This window comes from Pseudomonas tehranensis (assembly GCF_014268615.1).
Taxonomy (GTDB): Bacteria; Pseudomonadota; Gammaproteobacteria; order Pseudomonadales; family Pseudomonadaceae; genus Aquipseudomonas; species Aquipseudomonas tehranensis.
Window position 1 is genome coordinate 1 of sequence record NZ_JABWQV010000511.1, and the last position, 373, is coordinate 373.

Here is a 373-nt window from a genome sequence, read left to right on the forward strand (position 1 = left end):
CCCTCGCCACAGAGAACAGGTGCAATGACTACCGCGTAGGCTCAGCCAATTCGATGTCATCCAACGCACGATCGGCCAGCAACGTACCCAGTTCAATCAACTGCTGAATCCCCAGCGCAACATGCCGCCGGGAGCCTTCCAGCTCGAATGCCAGGTCACTGACCATGGCGTTGGCCGAAGCCAGGGTTTCGCTGAGGCTGGTCAACACGGATTCGGTGTTGAGGCCTGGGACCACTGAAAATACCTGGCCATTGTGGGTATCGGGTTGGGTTGGGGCCGGGGGAGACAAGTGGATATTCAGCGCCCGGTCGGCGGCTTCGCGGAGCTTTTTTGTGTCGAGGGTGGTGTAGGCGGACAGGTTTTCGGCTTTTGG

At 59.2% G+C, this 373-nt stretch carries 1 protein-coding gene; it reads right to left on the reverse strand.

What is annotated here, in order from left to right:
* Positions 1 to 28: 28 nt before the first annotated feature.
* On the reverse strand, positions 29 to 373 hold a 345-nt coding region (locus HU811_RS27220; RefSeq protein WP_367616256.1), incomplete at its 5' end, for a DUF6124 family protein.